The sequence below is a fragment of the Pseudomonas sp. KU43P genome (assembly GCF_033095865.1).
Classification (GTDB): domain Bacteria; phylum Pseudomonadota; class Gammaproteobacteria; order Pseudomonadales; family Pseudomonadaceae; genus Aquipseudomonas.
In genome coordinates, this window is record NZ_AP019365.1 from 3,551,212 (window position 1) to 3,570,731 (window position 19,520).

A 19,520-nucleotide genomic window follows, 5' to 3' on the forward strand; every position below is an offset into this window, starting at 1 on the left:
AGAGCCCTAATGCATATGACCCGCGGGCAAACCCTAGATGCCGAAAACCATCCTCATTGTGGAAGACGACGATCTCCTAAGAGACCTAACTGCCGAGAGCCTCTCGTCACTCTACGCCGTTGCTATGACGTGCTGCGCAAATGCTGACGAGGCGTTGCATTACCTTTGCAATAAAGAAGTCCCTAGCTTGGTGATGACCGATATCCATATGCCTGGAAGCATGGACGGTTTGGGCCTGGCACATGAAATTTGGCGTCGGTGGCCTACCCTGCCAGTGATTCTGACTTCGGGCGACGCCGTAATCGACACCGGTTTGCTGCCCGCTCGGACAGCATTTCTACCCAAACCCTGGGAGATTTCTGATCTCGCCTCGCTGATCAACAAATTAGTAACGCTCCCGCCGCAAGTAGAAGCTTGATTCAAAGAACACTGCTTACCCCTTCCATGCTTCGTATTTGGCAAGCAGCGGTTGAACGCTCAATCCATGTAGCAGAATGCTCAACGCCACCACCGACAAAACCAGGCTGATGCTCTGTGCGGCCAAGGTGGGAAGCAGCCCATGATTGAGGGCATAGAACAGGTAGTAGAAGCTGCCGATACCTCGGATGCCAAACCAACCCAAAAGCCCGCGCTGACGGATATCCAGCATTTCCCGAGCCGGGAAAAGCAGAATGCTTACGGGCCGAATGACAAAGAACAAAGCGCCCGCAACCGGCACTGCCCACCATTCCCAATGTTCAATAAGCACTACCCCGAGCATGGTGACGAGAAACACTTCCAGTGCCCGTTCGATCAAGCTGCCGAATGCCAACATGTCCCCCAACATGAGCCCGCTGCCACCTGCGAATCATCGAGCCCTTCCACATCACCTTTGACAGCCAGCTCCGGCGCGACATGCTGGTGTCCTACCACAGGCTGTACCAGATGTTCTGCAGCTGGATCCTCGGGACTATTTGAGGTCTGAACCTCCGCCTGGCGCAAACCGAGGCCCGCAGCGAACACTGCGAGAAACCCATAAGCTTGAATAGCCTCGGCGCTCACATAAGCAAGCGCGATCAGGGCAAGGGCGAGATAGTCGTTGGGCGACACGGTGCTGTCATCGTTGCGCAACCGCAAGAAAAGCGTGAACTTGCCCAAGCCACGCCCCATCCAGTAACCCAGCAGCAGACCTGCAGTGACTGCCCACAGCATGTCCTTGAGCAACCAGTCTGAGAACCAGGCTTGGCCGGTATCCTGTTGCAGGAACAGGCCGAGGATGACGAAGGGAAAAGCCACTCCATCGTTGAGCCCTGCCTCACCGGACAGGCTGAAACGGACGGGATCATCATCTTGGGCATCAACCACCTGCACCAGGGTTGCCAGCACAGGGTCTGTGGGTGCGAGGATAGCTCCAATCAGAACGGATACTCCCCACCCCAGGCTCAGGCCGTAATGCAACACCAGCGCTACACCACCGATGCAGAGCAACATGACCGGCCCCGCCAGATAGAAAGCGCTCAACCAACTGCGATTGTGTAAGGGCAAGCGCAACTTCAGGCCACTGAAGAACAACGAAAACAACACCGCGACTTCGGTGAGGTGCTCCATCCAGCCACTCGACTTGCTCAAGTCGAGCTGTAGGAAACCCAGGCCCGCTGTTCCCAGAGCCATACCTAAGCCAAGGCACACAACGGACGTTGTAACTGGGATCCAGCGCAGGTATGAGGATGAAAGCGAGAGCAGCAGAAGCACTGCACCCAGCATGGCGAACCAGACGATGAAGGTCATCTGCGCAGAAGCCTTGGGAGAATTTTCGGTTACGTTTTGACTTTCTGGCTTAACACGTCGTTCCGCTGCGCTTACTACAGTCGCCCATCATCGCCGCGAAATGTAAAAAAGATTTCAAATTTCCTCTGCGATCAAACCCATACGTCGCAGTGGAGAAATCGTCATGAAATTCGCCCAGTTCTGCCAATCGCTCGCTAACCACGCCGGTAAACCGAGTACCTTCTTGATCGCCGTGGTACTGATTGCCATATGGGCTGCATCCGGGCCCTGGTTTCACTACAACGATACCTGGCAACTCATCGTTAATACGTCGACCACCATCATCACATTCCTGATAGTTTTCCTGATTCAGAATACCTAAAACCGAGACAACGACATCATTCACGTCAAGCTCGACGAGCTTATCCGTGCTACGAAATCAACAGAGCAGTCGGTGCTTGATCTTGAAGCGCTCGACAATCGAGAGATCCATAAACTTCGCAAGGAATATCAGGCGATGGGCAGCCACTGCGTGACGCCCCACCAACTGCCTAGTGAGCAGCGGGCGGACGATGCAGCTCGAGACAACCTGCAGCGCTAACGAGCGTTATGGTCGGACGATGCGGGCAGAACTCGAGGAACACTTGCAGAGCTGAGCGCCTGGTTAATAGCTTCAGCGAGCTCGTCAATTGACCATGGTTTGAACAGGTAAGTGACAGGTGGTGTGACCTGAGAAGCATCAAGCTGGTAACCAGAGGTCAGGATGGCGGGCAGTCCAGGCCACCTTTCGTGGGCCATGGAGATGAACTCCATGCCTTTGATACTTCCAGGAACACCGTGATCGACAACTATCAACGAACAGTCGCTCTTGAGCCCCATCAGGTGAATCAAGGCGTCTTCGGCGTTATCGAACGCATCGCAGGCAGCGCCCAACTCGATCAGGATTTCCACCAGCAGGGTTTGAAGCGTTGGATCATCTTCCACGACAACTACTGTCTTCCCTGACAGCGACAAACCCTCGATGTCGAGCTTCATCACCCTCTCCAGTCCATAGTTGAATCATCGAGTGTTTCACTCATCTGTCCACTCGTCGATGGAGGCTAAAGGCCACCTTCTGCTCAATGGCCTTCGAACATCGTTAAGTGGAATGGGCGTTCTCTCATGAATATCTCCAATGTCTTGGGGCCTATACCCTCGAAGCTCAATAGCCAGCGCTTGAAGCTTTCACCACCTGGGTCTTCCCGCAGCGCCTCAAGTTGAACCCCCAACTCCGCGTCTACCTTCTTGCCAAGGGCATGCAATCGTCGGGCAGTGGATTCATCGTATCGCGCATACCCAGCCTGCCCGAGCAGCCTCACAAGGGTCGCATGTGTAGCATGCGAAAGCTTTTGCGGCGTATCTAGCCCCTGCTCATCGACAAGTATCCGATACGCCCTCAGGGCGACCGAAGAACGTATGCGCTTGCCCATGAGAAAGCTGGCCAGCAACCATCTGAACACACCACCGACATTCGTAAACTCAATGCCGAGGTCACAGGCAGTTACGGTCTTCAACCTTTGCTACGGCGAGGGTCAGCTGAGCGTGGGTAGGTGCGTTCCTCTTCGAGCGTGCCGTCCGCTTTGTGTATCTTCACAGACGCTGTCTTGCCATCAAAGAAATCTGCAAGGGCACTGACCAGTTCCTGCTTCGTCGCAGCTCGTTTGGACGCCCGTTCGGCACCGGCTTTCTTCAGCTCCCAGCCATCCGATGTCGGGCTAAGGTGGTAGTTGTCCATCGTGTGCTCCTTCCGGCTTAAATGGATTGGCCGTCATCCTCGATGTCTTCATCTGCCTCAGCTGCATCCGTGGCATCAGCATCATTCAAAGGTGGCGACGTGGGCTTTTCCGGATCATTGATGAAGGGTACGTCGCTCGGCCCCTTCTCTTCAGAGCCTTCAGTTTTCGGCTGCATCACAACACCTCCTGAAAAATTGGTCGGCTGCAAAGCACCAAGCATCTTATGAAGCGCCTGAGAATTTGCCGATATCGATAGGTTGTGGAACAAACTCAGGGCCATTGCCGGCAGGTCGCCACTTCACGTTCGCGATGCCGTAGCGCTCTGCCATGGGACGACTGACCAGCTTGATCTTCTGCTGACTGAACCTTGGGATGATGCCAACGCCGGCATCGCAACTGGCCCAGTGCCAGGCCACGAGGTTGTCCATTTTTTCCAAGCGAATAATGAACGTTCGGCTCTCGCCATGGAGTGTGTAATCGATCACGAATAATTGCTGCCCCGCCACGTGCGTATCTCCCTTTGACCCATATTTACTGAGCGGGATGTACGCTTAAAAATTCAATTCAAAAGTCAGACGGCAGACCCTGCGCTCAAATACCGGCCACGCACCAACAGATTGGACTGAAGTCCATTGGTCATCCCTTAGGAACACATACTGCCTCGGCAACCTCCATGGCTATACCAGCATACGGAGGTCGTGGTCATGATTGATCCAACAACAGGCATGAAGGCGGGTGAGCGTTACTCCGTGGAGAACGTCGAACGCGCTCACCAGTTTCCAGGCTTCTTCCTCGATGGAAAATACTACCTCGGCCCCGAGTTACTCACAGCCGTTGGCTGGCTGGAGGGCAAGCGCTTCATTTACGACAACCTCGATGCTGCAGGCGAACCGGTTTTTCCAGGTCGCGCAGCGGGAGACATTGAAAACCTGACCCTCACCTTGGTGGACGGCACAGCGTTGAAGCTGAACCAATTGGACGTCAGCGCCACGGCTGAGGAGGTTGAGCCCGTCGCTCAGTCCAATCCGGACACACCATTGAACCGCAGTTCCGACGCGCTGGAGTCCTCCGAGAATCTGTTCACGCCAACATATAGGTCAGGAAGCATGGAGGGCATCGGCCTAACCCCTAAAGACAAGATACCGCTGTTGCTGAGTGCGGCAGTCATCGGTTTGCTCGCGGGACTTCTCATTTCTCATGCCCAACGTCCACGCCGTTGAGGCGTCGCCTTTGAACTTCGCGCCTGGCCAAAGGCCTTCCCTGTCAGGCTTATCGAAAATGGAGATTCAATGATGAATGCACAACTGAGTGGCAAACGCGTGGCCTTCCTGGTGACTGATGGTTTTGAGCAGATCGAGCTCACCGGGCCTCGTGAGGCTTTGCAGAAAGCTGGTGCCGAGATCGACATCCTCGCTGACAAGGAAGGTACGGTGCGTGGCTGGAATCACGACATGCCTGCCGACGAATTTGCCGTTGATGCAACCTTCGAAAGTGCCCAACTCGATCTCTATGATGCTCTGGTGCTGCCAGGCGGCGTGCAGAACTCTGACACGATCCGCTTGATCCCCGGTGCCCAGAACCTAGTAAAGAGCCACGACGCGGCTGGCAAGCCGCTGGCCGTCATCTGCCACGGAGGTTGGCTGCTGGTGTCCAGTGGCTTAGCCAAAGGCAAGCGCATGACCAGCTACAAGACATTGCAAGACGACATTCGCAATGCGGGTGGCAATTGGGTGGATGAGCAAGTTGTGGTGGACGGCAACCTAATCAGCAGCCGCCAGCCGGACGATATTTCTGCTTTCAACGAACAGTTGATCAAAGCACTGGCAGGCTGAGTCCAGCTTTCTGCTTCGCGCCCTTCGGTGATGCTTCAAGGCGCATGGAGGGCGCGGGTCACGCCAGCTGGATGTAAACCGAATAGGTACCCAGCAAGACCCAGAAACCGAGAAAAATCCAGGGCGTGCGCAGGGAAAACAGCAGCGATTTGCGGTGCCCCGCCTGCGAGGTTTCCGCTTCGCAGAACAACGGCGATTCGTCATAGGCCAACCCCATCATGGGCTCACTGCGCAGTAAATGGCTTTGCTTCAGTTGCCAGTGCTCGATGATCCGGAACGCAGCGCGGATGCCTGGCCAGGCGTTCAGCGAACTCAGCACGCCGAGCAGTGCGAGAAACGCCGGTACCATCACGGTAAACATCTCGCCCCAGCTCTGATTCAGGTTGCCCATCGAAGAAACGAAAGCGATGACCAGGAACGACTGGGCAGCGAGATAGGCATCTGTACGATTGGCCAGGATGGTGGTCTCGTACTGAATTTCGCGTCGATAGAAATCCAGGCGCTCTTTTGGGGTACCGAACATCTTTGCATTCTGCTGATCGATCTCATGTTCGGGCGTGCTGGGGGTGATGATTCGAGGCACTTGACCCTCCGGTTAATGGTGGAGCCTCACACAGAAAGCGCGACACGGGTCAGCGGTAGAGTGAACTGGCCTAATAATTCTGGACACCTCAATCGGGCGCTATGATGGCGCCCAAACCTGAGGTGTTTGGATATGCGTAAATCTTACTCGAATGAGTTCAAGCTGAAGGCTGCTGGCATGGTGCTGGACGAAGGCCTGCCAGTTCCCGAGGTGTGTGCCAGCCTGGATATCGGCCCTACTGCTCTGCGCCGCTGGGTCGACCAATTGCGCCAGGAGCGCCAGGGCGTAACCCCGGTGGGGGCCAAGGCGATTACGGCCGATCAACAAGAAATTCAACGGCTCAAAGCCCTGCTCAAGCAGAAAGATCGGGATATCGAAATCCTAAAAAAGGCCAGTGCTCTCCTGCTTTTGGACGCCAAAGATCACTCGCGTTGATCGATGAGCTGGGTGAGCAGTACGGCGTCAACGAGTGCTGTCGCGTGCTTGGGATCAGCCGCACCCGTCGAAGCGGAGAAGCTGACGGCGTAAACCTTAATCAGTGTCCAGGATTACTTGACCAGTTCAGAGCCGACCAATTCCCGATAATTCAATGGAAATAGAAGGAGTGACCGCCCGTCGTTCAAACCCTGAACTCATCTCAACGTCGGCCCCTCGCTCCGTTCGAACGGTAACAAGCGTTCTCAACTGCAGGAGCCTTCCCCCATGAGCGATTACCCTACTCCTCCATTTCCCTCCCAAGCGCAAAGTGTTCCTGGTTCACAACGCAAGATGGAGCCCTATCCAGATTGTGGTGAGCAGTCGTACACCGGCCACTATCGACTTGAAGGCAAGATGGCACTCATCACCGGCGCAGACAGCGGTATCGGGCGAGCAGTAGCGATTGCTTACGCCCGTGAAGGGGCCGACGTGGCCATCGCTTACCTGGATGAACATGAAGACGCGCAAGAGACCGCGCGCTGGGTTGAGGCTGCTGGCCGGCAGTGCTTGCTACTGCCCGGCGACCTAGCGCAGAAACAGCACTGCTACGACATCGTCGACAAGACCGTGGCGCAGTTCGGTCGTATCGATATTCTGGTCAACAACGCCGCGTTCCAGATGGCTCATGAGAGTCTGGACGAGATTGACGATGATGAATGGGTAAAGACCTTCGATACTAACATCACCGCCATTTTCCGGATTTGCCAGCGCGCGTTGCCCTCGATGCCAAAAGGCGGATCGATCATCAACACCAGCTCGGTCAACTCCGACGATCCATCCCCCAGCCTGCTGGCCTACGCTGCGACCAAGGGCGCGATTGCCAACTTCACCGCTGGCTTGGCCCAACTGCTGGCAAAGAAAGGTATTCGGGTCAATAGCGTGGCTCCTGGCCCTATATGGACGCCCCTGATCCCGGCGACCATGCCCGATGAGGCCGTGAAGAACTTCGGTTCGGGCTACCCCATGGGTCGCCCGGGACAGCCCGTCGAGGTTGCACCGATCTACGTGCTGCTGGGTTCCGACGAGGCCAGCTATATCAGTGGGTCACGCTATGCCGTCACAGGTGGTAAACCGATCCTGTGAAGTAGCTGAAGCTCGCCAATCTGGTGAGCCTTCTACCCGGCCACTTGTACTTCAACGCTTGTGATGCCCATGGTCACGCGCAGTTTTCTGTGCTGTGGAATCATGAGAGGTACCGGTCGAGCCGTCAGGACGATGAGCATCATTGTCCCGCTCTTCCTCACCTTTTGATTCGGGTTGTGAGCTCGGCTTCTCTGAATGCGCTTCTTTATTCATGCTGCCCTCCTACTCTTTTTCACTCAGTGGCAGTAGCACAGACACTCACGGTGCCCGCCCCTTCAAGTAAGGGAAGCCGAATCACCAAGTAAAGTTCAGGCTAGAATTGCAAAGCGGGATGGGCGGGCAGTCGCTGGGAGGAACCAATAGTCGCTGAGATCCGTCCACCGGAGACCTACAAGCGAGTCGAACTTCAAATGGCAACCGACCCCGTGTTGGCCGCGCTCGGCTACCTCAAAGACAACCAGTTGATTTTGACCACCGCAGAGTCATGCACGGCGGGTTGCATGGTGGCAATGTTGGCAGCTGTACCTGGCACGGGCGAAGTGCTGGAAAGCGGCTATGTTGTCTACTCCCCAAGCGCCAAGAAGCGCTTGCTGGGCGTCAGCGCGGAGACTATCGAGCGATACGGACTGACGAGCGAAGCCGTAGCGTGGGAAATGGCGTTGGGCGCCTTGAGGGACAGTGATGCTACCGTGGTCATCGCCACCACCGGCGTAGCTGGGCCGTCACCGGAATCAGGCATACCGCCAGGCACTATGTGTTTCGCCTGGGCGTTTGCTGGTGAACCGGTAGCCGTTTTCACCCGCACTCAGCGCTTCTTCGGCGAGCGCTCTGAGGTCATGCGGCAAGGCGCACTTTTCGGACTTACCCGACTTTCCCACTATCACCAGCGCTGGCTTCGCGGCGAGCGTGCCTGAAGGCATGTGCGTGTGCCGGATGCCCCGATATTGATTGCCAAAGATGCTCCGCTGCCAAACATCGTCGCCATTGAACCGTGATACGTGGCCATGACTCAACCACAAGCAAGTTCTTTCATCTGTCCATGATGAGGTACGCCATGAACGCCATCGATTTACTGATTCAAGACCACAAGCTGGTGAAGAAGCTGCTCGAAGAACTGTCGACCACCACTGAGCGGGCGGTGAAGAAGCGGGGTGAATTACTGCACAAAATCGAGCAGGAGCTGCAGATCCACAAAAGGCTTGAAGAAGAAATCCTCTACCCGGCCATCAAGCAAGCCGGCGGTAAGGAAGAAGCGAAAATGTACTACGAGGCTAAGGAGGAGCACAGAACTGTCGACTCCCTCGTCCTACCCGACCTCCTGCATACCGAAACCGGCACCCTCGAATTCGCCGGGCGGGTCAAGGTCATGAAAGAGTTGCTGGAGCATCACATCGAGGAAGAAGAAAGCGAACTCTTCCCGACGGCCAAGAAGCTACTCAGCAAGAAGATCCTGGAGGAGCTTGGGCAAACCATGGAAACGCAGAAGAAGATGCTGAAGGGTGAGCAGCGCGCGGCCTGATGAAGCGATTACCTGCCAGCTCCGCGACGCTGGCAGGTATCCAGTTGCAGATATCAAACGAGCTGTTGGGGTGAGCTTCATGGAACACTGGATTGGGTTGTTGGAATGGCCTGCCATGCTTATGACAGTGCTCGCAGCGTGGTGCATTGGGTCGGGCCGTCCCAGGAGAAGAAAAATCGGCTTTTGCTGTTTCATCACTAGCAACGTGCTGTGGGCCGTGTGGGGCTGGCAAGCAGGAGCCTGGGCGTTGATTATCCTGCAGTTTTGTCTCTGCGCCATGAATTTGCGAGGGTGGCACAAGAACACGCAACAGGAGGTAAGCAGTTGACTGGATTTGGTAGGCAGATACGGGGAGTTCTGCTCACTTGCTCGCTTCCTTCCTTGGAAGCAAAGTAAGCGGTTTAAGCAGCAGGTTTGAGCACAACCTTCGTCCAACCATCATCGCGGGCATCGAAGTGCTTGTAGGCATCCGGGCCTTCAGCCAGCTTCAGGCGATGAGAAATGATCTGCGAGGGCTTGGCGCGCCCATGATGGATAAGCTCAGCGAGGCGGCGATTGTAGGCCTTCACATTCGCCTGACCTGTACGGATCTGTTGACCCTTGAACCAGAACGCTCCGAAGTCGAAGGCCATCTTGCCCTCCTTCGCCAGTTCGTTTTTCGCCCCAGGATCTTCTGGCACGAACACACCAACCACGCCGATGCCGCCGGTGGCTTTGGTTGAAGCAACCAGGTTGTTCATAGTGAGGTAGTTCGCTTCATGGCCATGCTTGTCGCAGCACTGGTAACCCACGCACTCACAACCTCGGTCGGTGCCTTTGCCGTGGGTCAGGTTCATGATCTCTTCCACTGCTTTTTGCTCGACTGCGTTGATTGGGATTGCCCCGAGCTGCGCGGCGAGTTGCAGGCGATCCGGCTGGTTGTCAATGACGAACACCTGAGATGCGCCTTTGATGATTGCCGAATGAGCCGCCATCAGGCCGACAGGCCCTGCGCCGTAAATCGCAATGCTCTCGCCTGGTAGCAGACCAGCCAGCTCTGTTGCATGCCAACCAGTCGGAAAAATGTCCGAGAGCATGACGTAGTCGTCCTCACGCTCCTCGGCATCTTCCGGCAATACCAAGCAATTGAAATCGGCATACGGGACGCGCAGCAATTCGGCTTGACCGCCTTGATATGGCCCCATCTCTGCGAAACCATAAGCGGCGCCGGCAGCACCAGGATTGGCTGTAAGGCAGAATCCGGTGAGCCCCTTTTCACAGTTTTCGCAGAACCCGCAGCCGATATTGAACGGCAGGCAGACCCTGTCACCGACCTTGACCCGGTCAACCCCCTCACCAACTTCAATTACCTCACCGAGGTTCTCATGGCCAAATACACGTCCAACCTCAAACGAGGTACGGCCTTCGTACATGTGCAAGTCAGAACCGCAGATGTTGGTAGTGGTAATGCGCACCAACACATCCGTTGGCTTCTCGATTTTTGCGTCTGGTACATCCTTAACCGCGACGTCACGTGGGCCGTTGTACACGATTGCTTTCATGCTGAACTCCCAAAATCAGGGGCGGCAGAAATCCGCCCTACTCTGTTCAGGCGAACTGGTGAGCCAGTACGTTCAGCGAGGTGATGGTGGGGTCAGACCGGTGGCGCTAAATGCTGTCGCTCTCACCCCAAGCAACTGATTGACAGCGAATTCCGGAACGCAGTACCGGATGCCTTAGTGGACTCAACATCGATAGAGCCGGCCATGTCGACGGCTAGCGTCAGCGAAGGCTCGTACCGTCCCCGCCGATGCTGCGCAGCCCTCAAGATCCATGTCGACGTCAAATTGCTTTACTACTGAACGGATGTTCAGCTAAAAAGCAGATGCCTGCCACCTACGTGCGGAACTATCACGTGGTTCCACCTCTTATTCACAGGTTGGACTGCCCGCTCTCTGTATCGTGAACGAACTGGAGTGCCTATGCGAAACCCATTGTTCAAAACCCGGATCACTGAAATGCTCGGCATCCGCCACCCCATTCTTTGCGGAGGCATGGGGCCAGGCGTGTCTGACGCGACGTATGTCGCAGCAGTGGTCAACGCGGGAGGAATGGGGTTCATAGTTGCTTCCGCCTACCCTGATTCGGAGCAGTTTCGCGAGGAGCTTCGCAAATGCCGGCAGCTGGCTTCTGGGAAGAGGTTCGGCGTGAACCTTTACATTTCAGGTCAGCCCAATGCTGCAAGTCGCTTGCAGGAGCAGGTGAGAATCCTGGCTGAAGAAGACGTCCTTTGCGTCGAAACCTCCGGTGGGAGCCCCGAGGCAATCCTTCCTGCCCTCCACGAGTGCGGCATCAAAGTGCTGCACAAGGTTTCAGCTGTCCGACATGCCCGGTCAGCCGAACGCTTAGGCGTTGATGCCGTGATTGTTGTTGGCAACGATTCCGGAGGTCATCCAGGAACCTACGGCATCAGCAGCATGGTGCAAGCCCCTCAGGCTTCACGGGAGCTATCCAAACCCCTGGTAATTGGCGGTGGAATGGGAACAGGCAGCCAACTAGCCGCCACCCTCGTGATGGGAGCTGACGCGATCTTGATGGGCACCAGGATGCTGGTATCGGAAGAGCTGTGGATTCACCGCCAGTACAAGGATCTACTGGTGAACAGCGATGGCACGGACAGCGTCATCGTCAAGACCGGCCTACGCCAACATCACCGGGTTTTGAACAACGAAAGCGCGAAAGCCGTGGCTGCCATAGATGCGATGGGCTCCAGCGATTTTGAACACTACCGCCCACATGTCATGGGCACGTTAACCACCCAGGCCTACCTCACGGGTGACAGCAGCATCGGTATGCTCGACTTCGGGCCATCGGCGGTTTTTGCGAATGCAGTACAGCCAGTCGAACAGATACTCGATGACATTCTTGACGATGCGCAGCGTGCAATGCAGCGCTTGAATGGCCTGACCGTGTAAAACCTCATGTGTTGGTGACCACTATCTCGCAAGCTTCGGTGCGAGAAAAATATTCCTAGGCCGGCCAGTAACAGGCGAATAGATAAACGCATGATAACCTCGGGCCATGTTTAACCGAGTAGCGCCCTACTTGAGCAATCCACCCGTTTCTGGCTACTACGAAAATCTTCTGAAAGCTCCTTTCTTCTCTGCCGACCCCATCGGTCGCCGGCAGAGACAGCGCTGGCAACTGATCGTTGATGACATCCACCACAGCAGAAGCGTGAGTCTTCGGCGTTCTTAGCTTTGCAATGAGCGTCCAATTAGTGCAAAAAAGCAGTCGTGGTTGCCTGGATGCTTTGGAAAGCCAATGCGACAGATCCGCTCTTTGCTCGGGCGCGCCATTCGGACTGACAAAAATCCAAGCTAGGCCAGTAGTTTTGGAACGACTGGTAATCCAACGAAAGCGCACTCTTCCTGGCCTGATCGTCCACTGCATGCCAGGCCGCACTCATCCGGCTCTCCCAGCTCTCTGCTGCTAACAACAGCCCAATGACTTCGTCCGTCCACCCTTCACCACCGAAAATTTCTCGGGCAACGCCAAGAGCTGAATGTTCGAGCTCTGGATTTAGATGAGCGATGTAATCAAGCATATGGTAAAGAAGTCCTATAGCCTGAAATTTAGAGAGTTCCTCACTATCGTGCTTCTCTATGCTATGCCGGACATTCAAGCGCCCTCCGACAATCTCGATGAAAATATTCAGCTTTACTGTGATACTCAATGTTGAACTGAGCTAACCTCAGCTCTTCCAACACTGACATTACCCACACTTGCAAACGTCCCCCTGTCAAACCTCAACGGTGAAATCCGGCAAGAATGCGGTGCGCTCTCCTGGGTATCCACGCGGGTTTGAAATGACCCGGCAGCCCGAGACGATTGTGTCGACTGCATGATGCGTATGGCCGAATATCCAGACGTCAGCCTGGGCAACAAGGTCATGCCACTCATTAAAGTAGGCTGCACCTAGGTGACCTTGAGGCCATCACCCGCGACCTCTCGGATCGGACAGTGATGTGTAATCACCACGGTCTTTCCTTGAAAATCCTTTGCGAGCTCGGACATCAGAAAAACACGAGTGGTGATGTTTCGGGCGATGAGGTCAGCAGGACGAAGTTTGCTGTATCCCTCTCCGATCCGGATACGCTTAAAGTCGTTCATCCACTCGGCGCACTCCCTCATCGCGGCCCTGTAGTCTCCGGTCGCAGTGAAGTCTGTCCACGCTGTTGCTACCAAAAACCTAATGTCGCCGATGACTAGGCACTGGTTCTCTAGGACATGAACATGTTTTGCAGCGGCATCACGCATCTTGGTAAGTGTTCGATCTATGTGGCCTTTGTAGAACTCATGGTTGCCACTGGCGTAGATCACTGGACAGGTGAAGGTGTCGTTGGCCCAGACCACTCCACGACTACGCACCGAGATGTCGCCTGCTAGAACAACCAAATCGCAATCCGTCGCGGGAGGTTCGAAGTCAGCGAACTCGAGATGCAGATCTGAGTAAATCAAAATTTTCATCGAGTCAGCAGCGTCCTGTCCGAGGGCTAATCGTGTCTCCGGAGCCTCCATGGAGACCCAGCTACTGATAGTTACTTGAAGGTTTTGCGAAAGCACTTAGCAACAGCAGCAGTGTTACCATTGAAACCTGATCACGCCTGTTCAACACCGCTCAACCGACTTGAGAAGTATGCGGAGCCCATCACGCAAATAGCGATCTTCCTGGGCACGCTCAGGCTGGGACAGTAATTGACGGGCATGTCTGATTAGCGCCTCGAGGCTCTTGGCACTGAGCTCCAGCTCAATCAACACGGGCGGATCACTTGTGAGTTCGCAAACCTGCTCGAAGAAGATAGGGATCACACGGGTCTCATTAAAGCCGCCAGGCTTTGGAGCCCCCAGCAAATATCCATAGCAAACATTGCCGTGGATGACCACCACCATCAACAATTTGTTAGATTCGCGGCTCCTTTCCATGACCCACGCCTCCAAAAATCGTGGCGAGTCAGTCACATTGGCAACAAAGGCGTTCAGTCCCTCCATCGATTTAGGCCATGTTTTATCTACCCACTTAACATCATCAGAGACTGGGACTAGCAAACAGCTCCCTCCCCTCAAGGTTAGATTTTCACCCATGTGGCAGGAGCTAACGTGGGGCGGGTCGATATCACCTAACGGTACGATAAACAGCGCGCAGTTCATTTGTTTACCGCCAGAAAAACTGACCGCAATTCGAACCTCCATTGGCCCATCAATCTGGGGAAGCTCAACGCGAGGACTGGCAATTTCGGACGTTGCGTCTACCGCCCGATGCCGAAGACAAAACCGAGCCCATTCATCACTTCTGACCTCAGCGTCGATATCGCCGGAACCGGTGCCCAAGCTAGCTACCGTCGAGGGGTTCACAGTGGTAGATAACTCGTTTTGCAAATCAGAGGAGTCCAAACCTTTCATGATATTCGGATGGCCTCGCCTAAGTAGTTCCGATGGTAAAAAGCATCACTTCACGGCTGGGTGTACCTGTAGCTTGGAACCAACCAGATCTAGTAGATCTACTAGATCTACAGCATCGGTCACATTAACAGGCATATCCCTGATCAATCCGGTCGAGCGAAGCCTTCACTCTCCGATATCCAGCCTCATTGCATGCGCACTCCAGTGCAGCTACCCCCCCAAGTGCGATGTGATGCCGAGCCAACCAGGCATCGGCCTTGGCTTTGCTGCCAAACACCTGCTCGGCCTGACGTCGAATCAGCTCCTCAAAATTCGTTTCCGTTTTCATAGTTCCTTCGCCTTATGATCATGTCTATCGGGCGAATGGCACATTGGCTACGTTCATGCATTTTCCAAGGCTTGTAGTGCAGGAAGGCTCACATGTTTTCTTGTCCCTGGCCCGGCTAAGATGTAACTCGTGTGCATGCTTTCAAAAGTGCAACCATCTAGTATACGCTGGAAGCTAGAGCGAATTGCACCTACTCGGGAGCCTCGAACTCTACTGTCGTACACCACAGTATTGGCAAAAACCACCGTTGGCTGTAGGCCCATAGCATTGAGATCATCTTCAACATCGCTAGGCACCATGATGTCGAGTAGGAGCCAATCCCGGACAACATAAAATGGTCGGCCCTTATTATTTGTCCATGCCGTATCCACAATCACGTCATCTGGTTGGCCATCCCCTTCCAGGGGAAAGCTGTATCCGTATAAAAAGTCTGCTACCAACGCTGCTTCCACTGTACCTACCTGTTTCGTCTTAGCGCGCTACATCTTGCATCGCTTCGTTGCGGGATATGCCGGCCTTAGTGAAGGGCGCCCTCGAACTGAGGGCTTCCGCCTTCCAGCGCCCAGTCGCAAACGACATAGACGCTTCCATTTCTCGTCTCAAACAGATGGTACGCACCATGCTCTAGGCGCCGTCCCAATGGAGACGTTCGGATTGTCGAACCATCTCGGAACCGGCCGCGGCTCTCGCGATACACAATGCCCACCAGACAATTGATTGAATGGTCGTAGAAAGCGCAGCAGAGGAACCCCGTGATAGCGATGCCAAAATTTATGGCCATCGCCCGCTCCACAGTGGCAGGCACTGATCCCGGGGCTGTTTCTATTGGTGACTGCTGGCTAGCCAACAGCTCAAAATCGCTGGATTTCACGGTGCACCCTTGGGAGTTAGCCGTATATTGAAAGGGTTATCGGACACCAGCCTTCCAGCATTCTGTGCAAAGACAAGCGCCAAGCAGGTGGCTGACTAACCAGCCAAATCCCACAACGATGAATATATACATTTGAGCGAGAGCACGCAAACGCGGCATACCGTCCACTTTTATCAGGGCGGATGAAATGGGCCTGCGTGAAGCCTATGCAGCGGTTCTGCAGCTGCTGAGAGAGCAGCAGCAGCTGTCTCAATACGATGTCGCCGGCGGGGTGACCCAGTCGCAGGTCAGCCGCTTAGAGGGCCGCCAATCCAATCCCACACTGGAAACGAATCGAGCGCTCGCCAAGTCCTTGAGCGTGCACCCGTTGACCTTCTTGGCGCTCGTACATGCGTCAGATGAGCAGAAGACGCCTAAGGACATCCTCAATCTGATGCTAGAAGAACTCAAGGTTATGGAGCTTCTTGACGCCCCTCTTCCCGTGGCACCGGCAAAAAAAGCGCATCCCCGCACTCGCAGCGCCGAGGAAAACCTGAAGAAAGTGCGCGAGCTGAAGTCTGAAGGTAAGACCCAGGCTGAGGTGATAAAGCTGTTGGGCATACCTCGTTCCAGTGTCAGCCGCTACTGGCGCAAGGAATGATGTCTTTATCCAGTGTGTGGTGCGCATTGATGCCAGCTTCAAAATCAATGCTTCGGCGCTAGGTCGACCAGAGATCACTACTGATCGGCCATCCGACCCTTTCTCAGAAAATTGAAAAGTGGTCGTCTGCTCGATTCGCTCTATCGTGTGGATGAATGAGCCTCCCGATTGACCGCTTGTGTGTGTTCGCATACGTGCCTCCTGCCATCTGCGAGCCTTCATGGAATAAGGTGCAGCGGACGGACACGTGGACACCCAACGATCGGAGTGCTGACAGGGAAATCGATGGTTTAGTAAAGATCCCCTGCTCAATGCTGACCGGGCTTACCCCTTCTTCTGAAGGTTTCGACGGGACGTTTTCTTTCGGCATCGGGTTTGGCTGTGGCTTTATTTCAGGCTGAGGCGCCGGCTCTCGCTGCGGCGTAATTCCGGGCCGAGAGGCAGGGGCTGGTTGAGAATACATTTGAGTCTGAGTCGCAGTGTAGTTGGCAGACGGCTGCGGGGCTGTTGAAACTGCTGGAGCTGCTGGAGCTGCTGGAGCTTGGGGCGGGGAAACTACAGACGTCGACGATGAGGGTGCAGGGGCGCTGTAGGTAAAGGCGTAAATGGAAATACCCAGGCCCGCGACACCAAGCATCGCAATACCTCGACGACTCACCTTATAGAAGAGCCCTTCGGCTTGCTCAATGGGATCCCCTACCATTTTCTTGAATTCGGCTTCAGACAAAAAGCGATACAGCTTTGGCTGCCAGTCTTTGCGTAACTTGCGCTGGATGTTGATGAACTTACGGCCTGACATCACGTTCAGTACCGTGTAACCAAATGCGACCGCCATGACGATCGAGATCAGGTACGGGTTGATCTGCAATGTGAGCCTCGCGGCGATCAGGCCCAGGCCAACGGTCAGCGCCGTGGAGATCGCTGCGATTGCCTGCCGGGTCGCGTCTGTGGCCTTCGACGTTTCCTCCGTCACGGCCTTACGAAGATCTGTCAGGGATTTCAGGGTGTCCTTGGTGATTTCCGAGACCGCCATCTGATAAGCGATTCTCGCGCAATCCAAGGCAGCGGCCAGGTTCTCCCTGAAGTACTCCGGTACCTCCCCGTCCGCCCGACCGGAACGCGCGATTTCGGCGGACAATAGGATGTGCTTCACCTCTGCTTCCCGCGCGTTATCGAACACCCATGCCGCTGCTTCCTGGACAACCTCGAAGTCTTTAAGCGAGATGGGAGCATGACCCTCTACCGCCTCTGGGATCGCAAGGTTGAGCTTGGGCGGCCCCTTGAAGGTGAGCTTGCTACCACTGGTGTCGATTTCATTCGCAAAACAACGGCTCAGGGCACCGAATGCCTGACCTGCCCAGAGCATGTGTAAAGGGTCAGCTTCATCGAGATGGTGTCCTTCTGCGAGCAACCAAAGCCGCACATCCTCCGGTACTTTGCGAAGGGTCGCTGATTCTTTCACCAGGAGCCGAGGTGACTTGGTCGCCTGTGATTCGGAGTAATCGCCCCCTTCACCCCAACCACAATATGCCCTCGCTCTGGTATTGAAAGGCTGAGTCAGGCCAAGCAGGTGCCAACGTGCAGCTGAGTGCCCATTGACCAGGAACGCCTTGAAGCCTACTTCCGTCGCCACATAGAGGGCCTGTTCTTGGACATGGTCTTCCGGAAGTGGCTTCTCCAGCTCAACGCGGAACGGCCCAAAATCTTCATCCTCATCATCGACGTCAGTTTCGCTGCTCGCGCAGTCGTAGATCGTGAATGACCAGGCAGCAGCGACAGCGGCTTTCTTGATCGACCGAGCAGTTTCCGCTGATAGGTCGGAAATGATGAGGGTCAGGTTGCCCTCTGTGATTAGCGCCTGACGCTTGCGCGATAGCTCGTTAAGCAGGCTGGCCAGGCTTTGGTGTGACAACGCTGTCCTCCTTGACTCGGTCTGTATCGACGATGATTTGTTTCTTATCTCCGTCGAGCTGTATCACCTGGACGTTGGGGTTTTCCTTCCGATCGGGGAAGAGAATCGTGACGCCCTCAGCCGTGACGATCTTGCGCATGTAGGGCTGACGGAGGATCCGGCGATCAGGCTTGAAGCTCAGCTCGTGCAGCTTGCTTTTCCTGACACGACTACGCGTCTCACGCTCCAGACGGTTGGCGATTTTCTCATCCTCAGGATGCCCCGCTGCCAGCATCACTGCCTCAACGATCGCCTCTTCATCAATGCGCCGGCGAGTGCCCAGGTTGGCTTGGGCCCGCTGCAGCGCCTTGGCTATATCCTGACCGGGCAGGTGCTCAATGCAAGTCTGCAGTGCCGCCTTGAGGACTTTGCGGGTAATCTCGCTCAGCTCGGTGTCCGAGACTGCCCTGCTCACAGCCAAGAAATCGGCGAAGTAGTCGGCAAGATCCACCCCTTGCTTGGTGCGATCGGTGGCCGAAATGTTCTGGTCGGCAACCCCGCTGATCACCCGAATCAGCGCCGTTTTTTGAATGGCCTTCTTCTCGTCCACCAAGGCATTCACGATACGCCGCAGCTTCGTTCCTGGAGCACCATCATTCTGCTCCAACGCAAGCTTGTAGTCGTACTTGATCAGGCTGTAGATCTTCACATCCGGGTCTGCGACCGACAGCTCGAACATCAACAGAACGCCATCAGCACTGCCACCCACGTGCGCACGGTTGAAACTGGCGGCTAGGGCCTGAGCGCCGGCCACGAAGGACGTGTCCTCACTTGCGATCGCCTCGACCTCGTTACGGGTCACCGATACCGCTTTGAACATGAACACCGGCGCGGTGGCCATGTCCACGATCTTGCCGATGAAGAACGCTTCCTCCTCCAGAACCCGCTCTGGCATGGCCGCGAAGTCTTTGGTACCCACGACATGCAAGATCATCCGTGTGATCTTGAGTGAATCAATCTCTTCGTCCGAAAAAAAGCTCATGCCATCTCCATGGAATCTGCCCCCTCCTGACCAAGAAGAGGAACCACCCGCCTCGACATGCGCCCAGGCGACAATTACGCATCAATTGCAGCCTGCAGGGCCGATGGCCACTTCCGCGTAGGGCTGGATGTGATGCTGTGGCCGGAGCATATCCGGAAAGGATGGCCAGCAGCCAGCACGCCACGCTGCATGACGCATTGGCCATTAGGAGTACATGAGCATTCCGTAGAAGCGACGCCGGCCTGCATTTCAGTTTGACACCCTCTCTAGGCGTCAGACCTTACACAGAAG

23 protein-coding genes and 4 pseudogenes are annotated in these 19,520 nt (G+C 55.3%); 11 read left to right on the forward strand and 16 right to left on the reverse strand.

Going from position 1 to position 19,520, the window contains the following annotated elements; genetic code table 11:
* Window positions 1-37: 37 nt before the first annotated feature.
* Window positions 38-418, forward strand: a complete 381-nt coding sequence (locus tag KU43P_RS16090) for a response regulator (RefSeq protein WP_264317192.1) — start codon at window positions 38-40, stop codon at window positions 416-418.
* Between the two features lie 15 nt (window positions 419-433).
* On the opposite strand, the pseudogene KU43P_RS16095 reads toward KU43P_RS16090, so the two are convergent.
* Window positions 434-1,767 (reverse strand): annotated as a pseudogene (locus KU43P_RS16095) (cation:proton antiporter).
* 163 nt (window positions 1,768-1,930) lie between these two features.
* Between KU43P_RS16095 and KU43P_RS16100 the strand changes: the two are divergent.
* Window positions 1,931-2,347, forward strand: a pseudogene (locus KU43P_RS16100) (low affinity iron permease family protein).
* Here the strand turns inward: KU43P_RS16100 and KU43P_RS16105 are convergent.
* From KU43P_RS16105 to KU43P_RS16125, 5 genes are all read right to left on the reverse strand, one after another.
* The gene (locus KU43P_RS16105; RefSeq protein WP_317658352.1) at window positions 2,344-2,781 is read right to left on the reverse strand and encodes a response regulator; all 438 of its coding nucleotides are present in this window, start codon (window positions 2,779-2,781) and stop codon (window positions 2,344-2,346) included. The pseudogene KU43P_RS16100 and the gene KU43P_RS16105 overlap by 4 nt on opposite strands.
* A gap of 83 nt (window positions 2,782-2,864) precedes the next feature.
* On the reverse strand, window positions 2,865-3,299 hold the full coding sequence (locus KU43P_RS16110; protein ID WP_317658353.1) for a DNA methylase: 435 nt from the start codon (window positions 3,297-3,299) through the stop codon (window positions 2,865-2,867).
* The gene (locus KU43P_RS16115; RefSeq protein WP_133973325.1) at window positions 3,296-3,520 is read right to left on the reverse strand and encodes a DUF2188 domain-containing protein; all 225 of its coding nucleotides are present in this window, start codon (window positions 3,518-3,520) and stop codon (window positions 3,296-3,298) included. The genes KU43P_RS16110 and KU43P_RS16115 overlap by 4 nt, the downstream gene beginning before the upstream one ends.
* A 17-nt stretch (window positions 3,521-3,537) precedes the next feature.
* Entirely contained in the window at window positions 3,538-3,741 is a 204-nt protein-coding gene (locus KU43P_RS16120) for a hypothetical protein (RefSeq protein WP_264317317.1), read from the reverse strand.
* 1 nt (window position 3,742) lies between these two features.
* Window positions 3,743-4,027 (reverse strand): DUF6555 family protein, encoded by a 285-nt coding sequence (locus KU43P_RS16125; RefSeq protein ID WP_317658354.1) that lies wholly within the window; start codon window positions 4,025-4,027, stop codon window positions 3,743-3,745.
* 198 nt (window positions 4,028-4,225) lie between these two features.
* Between KU43P_RS16125 and KU43P_RS16130 the strand changes: the two are divergent.
* A pseudogene (locus KU43P_RS16130) lies at window positions 4,226-4,490 on the forward strand (short-chain dehydrogenase); the annotation flags it as partial.
* 323 nt (window positions 4,491-4,813) lie between these two features.
* Window positions 4,814-5,353, forward strand: coding sequence for a type 1 glutamine amidotransferase domain-containing protein (locus KU43P_RS16135; RefSeq protein ID WP_317658355.1), 540 nt, complete (start codon window positions 4,814-4,816; stop codon window positions 5,351-5,353).
* A 58-nt stretch (window positions 5,354-5,411) separates the two neighbouring features.
* On the opposite strand, the gene KU43P_RS16140 is transcribed toward KU43P_RS16135, so the two are convergent.
* Window positions 5,412-5,936, reverse strand: coding sequence for a hypothetical protein (locus KU43P_RS16140; RefSeq protein ID WP_264317186.1), 525 nt, complete (start codon window positions 5,934-5,936; stop codon window positions 5,412-5,414).
* A 177-nt stretch (window positions 5,937-6,113) separates the two neighbouring features.
* Here KU43P_RS16140 and KU43P_RS16145 point away from each other — a divergent pair, with 177 nt between their 5' ends.
* Both KU43P_RS16145 and KU43P_RS16150 read left to right on the forward strand, forming a co-directional pair.
* The gene (locus KU43P_RS16145; protein WP_317658358.1) at window positions 6,114-6,371 is read left to right on the forward strand and encodes a transposase; all 258 of its coding nucleotides are present in this window, start codon (window positions 6,114-6,116) and stop codon (window positions 6,369-6,371) included.
* 267 nt (window positions 6,372-6,638) lie between these two features.
* Window positions 6,639-7,496, forward strand: coding sequence for an SDR family oxidoreductase (locus KU43P_RS16150; RefSeq protein ID WP_317658359.1), 858 nt, complete (start codon window positions 6,639-6,641; stop codon window positions 7,494-7,496).
* A 51-nt stretch (window positions 7,497-7,547) separates the two neighbouring features.
* Here KU43P_RS16150 and KU43P_RS16155 read toward each other — a convergent pair whose 3' ends face one another.
* Window positions 7,548-7,709, reverse strand: coding sequence for a hypothetical protein (locus KU43P_RS16155; protein WP_317658360.1), 162 nt, complete (start codon window positions 7,707-7,709; stop codon window positions 7,548-7,550).
* Between the two features lie 197 nt (window positions 7,710-7,906).
* Between KU43P_RS16155 and KU43P_RS16160 the strand changes: the two genes are divergently transcribed.
* From KU43P_RS16160 to KU43P_RS16170, 3 genes are all read left to right on the forward strand, one after another.
* Window positions 7,907-8,410, forward strand: coding sequence for a CinA family protein (locus tag KU43P_RS16160; RefSeq protein ID WP_317658361.1), 504 nt, complete (start codon window positions 7,907-7,909; stop codon window positions 8,408-8,410).
* A 140-nt stretch (window positions 8,411-8,550) separates the two neighbouring features.
* A complete protein-coding gene (locus KU43P_RS16165; RefSeq protein ID WP_317658362.1) occupies window positions 8,551-9,015 on the forward strand; it encodes a hemerythrin domain-containing protein in 465 nt (154 codons plus the stop codon).
* Window positions 9,016-9,094: 79 nt separating this feature from the next.
* Window positions 9,095-9,343, forward strand: coding sequence for a hypothetical protein (locus tag KU43P_RS16170; RefSeq protein ID WP_236193381.1), 249 nt, complete (start codon window positions 9,095-9,097; stop codon window positions 9,341-9,343).
* A 73-nt stretch (window positions 9,344-9,416) separates the two neighbouring features.
* Here the strand turns inward: KU43P_RS16170 and KU43P_RS16175 are convergent, their stop codons facing one another.
* Window positions 9,417-10,556, reverse strand: a complete 1,140-nt coding sequence (locus KU43P_RS16175; RefSeq protein WP_176515459.1) for a glutathione-independent formaldehyde dehydrogenase — start codon at window positions 10,554-10,556, stop codon at window positions 9,417-9,419.
* 420 nt (window positions 10,557-10,976) lie between these two features.
* Here KU43P_RS16175 and KU43P_RS16180 point away from each other — a divergent pair, with 420 nt between their 5' ends.
* Window positions 10,977-11,969 (forward strand): NAD(P)H-dependent flavin oxidoreductase, encoded by a 993-nt coding sequence (locus tag KU43P_RS16180; protein WP_317658363.1) that lies wholly within the window; start codon window positions 10,977-10,979, stop codon window positions 11,967-11,969.
* A gap of 302 nt (window positions 11,970-12,271) precedes the next feature.
* Here the strand turns inward: KU43P_RS16180 and KU43P_RS16185 are convergent, their stop codons facing one another.
* The 5 genes and pseudogenes from KU43P_RS16185 to KU43P_RS16205 all read right to left on the reverse strand — a co-directional run bounded on the left by KU43P_RS16185 (window position 12,272) and on the right by KU43P_RS16205 (window position 15,237).
* Window positions 12,272-12,601, reverse strand: coding sequence for a hypothetical protein (locus KU43P_RS16185; protein WP_317658364.1), 330 nt, complete (start codon window positions 12,599-12,601; stop codon window positions 12,272-12,274).
* A 195-nt stretch (window positions 12,602-12,796) separates the two neighbouring features.
* A pseudogene (locus KU43P_RS16190) lies at window positions 12,797-13,524 on the reverse strand (metallophosphoesterase).
* A gap of 141 nt (window positions 13,525-13,665) precedes the next feature.
* Complete coding sequence (locus tag KU43P_RS16195) at window positions 13,666-14,457, reverse strand: hypothetical protein (RefSeq protein ID WP_317658365.1); 792 nt, start codon at window positions 14,455-14,457, stop codon at window positions 13,666-13,668.
* A gap of 124 nt (window positions 14,458-14,581) precedes the next feature.
* Window positions 14,582-14,785, reverse strand: coding sequence for an MbcA/ParS/Xre antitoxin family protein (locus KU43P_RS16200; protein WP_317658366.1), 204 nt, complete (start codon window positions 14,783-14,785; stop codon window positions 14,582-14,584).
* 53 nt (window positions 14,786-14,838) lie between these two features.
* Entirely contained in the window at window positions 14,839-15,237 is a 399-nt protein-coding gene (locus KU43P_RS16205; protein ID WP_317658367.1) for a DUF6957 family protein, read from the reverse strand.
* 606 nt (window positions 15,238-15,843) lie between these two features.
* Between KU43P_RS16205 and KU43P_RS16210 the strand changes: the two genes are divergently transcribed.
* On the forward strand, window positions 15,844-16,296 hold the full coding sequence (locus tag KU43P_RS16210; protein ID WP_317658368.1) for a helix-turn-helix domain-containing protein: 453 nt from the start codon (window positions 15,844-15,846) through the stop codon (window positions 16,294-16,296).
* Between the two features lie 103 nt (window positions 16,297-16,399).
* Here the strand turns inward: KU43P_RS16210 and KU43P_RS16215 are convergent, their stop codons facing one another.
* Both KU43P_RS16215 and KU43P_RS16220 read right to left on the reverse strand, forming a co-directional pair.
* On the reverse strand, window positions 16,400-18,208 hold the full coding sequence (locus tag KU43P_RS16215; protein ID WP_317658369.1) for a hypothetical protein: 1,809 nt from the start codon (window positions 18,206-18,208) through the stop codon (window positions 16,400-16,402).
* The gene (locus tag KU43P_RS16220) at window positions 18,177-19,229 is read right to left on the reverse strand and encodes a nucleoid-associated protein (protein ID WP_317658370.1); all 1,053 of its coding nucleotides are present in this window, start codon (window positions 19,227-19,229) and stop codon (window positions 18,177-18,179) included. Before KU43P_RS16220 ends, KU43P_RS16215 begins: the two co-directional genes overlap by 32 nt.
* Window positions 19,230-19,520 lie beyond the last annotated feature (291 nt).